At 43.3% G+C, this 2,255-nt stretch carries 2 protein-coding genes; one reads left to right on the top strand and one right to left on the bottom strand.

Going from position 1 to position 2,255, the window contains the following annotated elements; translation table 11 throughout:
- Positions 1 to 201 precede the first annotated feature (201 nt).
- Positions 202 to 534 carry a hypothetical protein gene (locus C7B70_RS27455; protein ID WP_199192584.1) on the top strand — a complete coding sequence of 111 codons (333 nt, stop codon included), beginning with the start codon at positions 202 to 204 and terminating at the stop codon, positions 532 to 534.
- 8 nt (positions 535 to 542) lie between these two features.
- On the opposite strand, the gene C7B70_RS25650 is transcribed toward C7B70_RS27455, so the two are convergent.
- Positions 543 to 1,889 carry a DUF4082 domain-containing protein gene (locus C7B70_RS25650; protein WP_233221170.1) on the bottom strand — a complete coding sequence of 449 codons (1,347 nt, stop codon included), beginning with the start codon at positions 1,887 to 1,889 and terminating at the stop codon, positions 543 to 545.
- Between the last annotated feature and the right edge of the window lie 366 nt (positions 1,890 to 2,255).

Below are 2,255 nucleotides of genomic sequence, written 5' to 3'. Positions count from 1 at the left end.
TCCTTTCGCAGGCATTGTCCTTGTACTTTGAAGATTTCAGACTTTAATTTTATACTCTTTAGAAGTCTATTAGCTTAGTAGCTTACTAACATAGTTAGAGATGGGAAAACAGCACAAAAAAAGGGTGATGTTATAGATCAGTTGGTTGGCTATAATCAGTAAGGAGTAGAGAGTAAAGAGTAGAGAGATTAGTAAAGTATTATGACCGTTTGGCTACCAGTTAAATGTCCTCATTGCCACAGCACTGAAGTTGTCAAAAAGGGCGCTCCATTAAATATCACCGCGCCCAAATCCGAGAGTTTTTTGGATGCGCGAGAAGCACAGAGCCACGATACAGAAGAATTAGTTAATTGGTTGACAGAGCAAGCACTAATTTACGAGTTGAAGTTTAAGCAATTAAAATTAGCAGCATTAACTCATTTACGCGAATACAAGCAGCGGTACCAGGAGCAGATTGTCAAAAGTCTCCGTAAAAAGGCTCAAGCTTTGGGATTTAACCTTGTTACTACATCGTCCACTCAAATTGTTTCTTAGGAGAGGGATTAGACAGAAACAGTAGCGGCAGTAAATGCCAGATCGCAGAAATAGTTGCAGTTCAGGTAGGAATTTGTTGGAAAAGTCCCTGGACTCCCGTACACTCCATTGTTCCCATCAGCAACCGTACTGAGGTCACCTTTAATAACTTGGCTTGTCAGTTCATTTTGAGTGGCGACATAGTAGCTATTGATGTTGACGGTCACCACGTAGGTGGTGTGGGCTTGAATGTTCAATGGTGTGTTGAGCGTCTGCTGTTGCCAACCCGAGGCGGTTTCGTTACAGAAAGTAACAGTTGCCCAGGTTGCGCCATCAGTTAATGACCAGATTTTGCCAACATGAGTACCCGTCTCGCTGGGTGCTTTCCAATAGCGAATCGCAGTAATTTGACCGTCTTTGGCACTCTGAAACTTCATTCCCAGTTCGTAGGGAACGCCATCCGTCGCATCTGGAAAACTCGGTACCTGGGTTGTGAAGATGGTTTGAGTGGGCTGTGTCAATTGATGGTTAAACGTAATCTTATCAACTTCAAACGGTTTTACTAGACTCAAAACTCCGGTGCTTGCATCTACTCCAAACAGAGAATTAGTTCCTTGATAAGTGAGGTCACCCAACCCATAAAGTTGATTTGATAGAGAGCAGCCCAAGCTTGCCAAGTCATTTGACCAAGGTTTATTGTCATAGCTCAATTGAACTAGACTGATCAAATTTCCTTGCTGCCAGTCTAGTTTTACAAGTTTGATGGAGCCTTCACGAGCAAGATTGGTGGCGTAAATGAGTCCGTCGGGATATTGGCTGAGATTGCTGAACCGCTGGTTAGGCGGCAGGGACAGTTCATCAATGAAACTCACTTGACCTGTGTATTGGTCAATAAACGCTAGGCGAAATGGCGGAGTCCCCTGATTTAAACTGATAATACTGAGAAGCTTGCCGTCGTTGGTACCCAGCAAACTCTCAACCGTGCTATTTCGCTCCAGTCCTTGTAATGCTGGCAGCGCTTGTGGAGACGAAAAAGAAAGCAGGCGGCTAGGACTAGCCGACCCAACTATACTAGCTACTGTGGGAGCAGTGGCTAGTATAAACGTGCCATCCTGGAGTGAAGTGAAACCGCTTAGGCGCTCGTTTGGCTCTAGGCTAATTTCAGGGTTGTCGCCACTTAAATCCTGAATTTGACCTGTGGTTAGCTCTAAAGACAGCAGAAGTACCTTTCCAGAAGCAGCGCGGATGCCATAGATGAGCTGCGGTGGAACCTCATTCTGTGCCAAAGTCTTCTTAGCTAGGTTAGCGAGCATAGCGGTCGCGGTACTCACAAACATTAGCTGAATAAACCATCTGCGTTTCATTATTTGTGTCATGAGGAAAATACCATCATTGTCCTGGGTTGAGTCGATGGGGATCATTATACTTAGATGTGTTGCAAAAATAGTTAAAGAACAGAAGAGTTCTAGAACTAGAACAATTTATGCCACAACGCCAAAAAGTTGAGTAATGAATTTGACTTGCCCCAAAATATCTCTTTTCTCAACGCCTACAATTTGTCCTTTGCGAATCATAAGCTACTAGACACTTAATTTGTACGAGGCAGGAGCTAAAGACCATAATATACAGTTTTTAAAAGTGCAATTTGAATGTCTATCAGCTTATCCCTTTTCTGTCATTTTCCGGATATAATAAGTAAAAGAATCAAGAGATAAAAGGCTAAGAGGTAAGCAGAGCAATGG

The organism is Chlorogloea sp. CCALA 695 (assembly GCF_003003885.1).
Classification (GTDB): domain Bacteria; phylum Cyanobacteriota; class Cyanobacteriia; order Cyanobacteriales; family Chroococcidiopsidaceae; genus Aliterella.
The sequence above is the reverse complement of the archived record's forward strand: the minus strand, read 5'-3'. Positions and strand labels throughout refer to the sequence as shown.

Bases quoted from the DNA above. Each gene is read 5' to 3' on its own strand.
- C7B70_RS25650 (WP_233221170.1), bottom strand. From the start codon at position 1,889: ATGACACAAATAATGAAACGCAGATGGTTTATTCAGCTAATGTTTGTG.
- C7B70_RS27455 (WP_199192584.1), top strand. From the start codon at position 202: ATGACCGTTTGGCTACCAGTTAAATGTCCTCATTGCCACAGCACTGAA.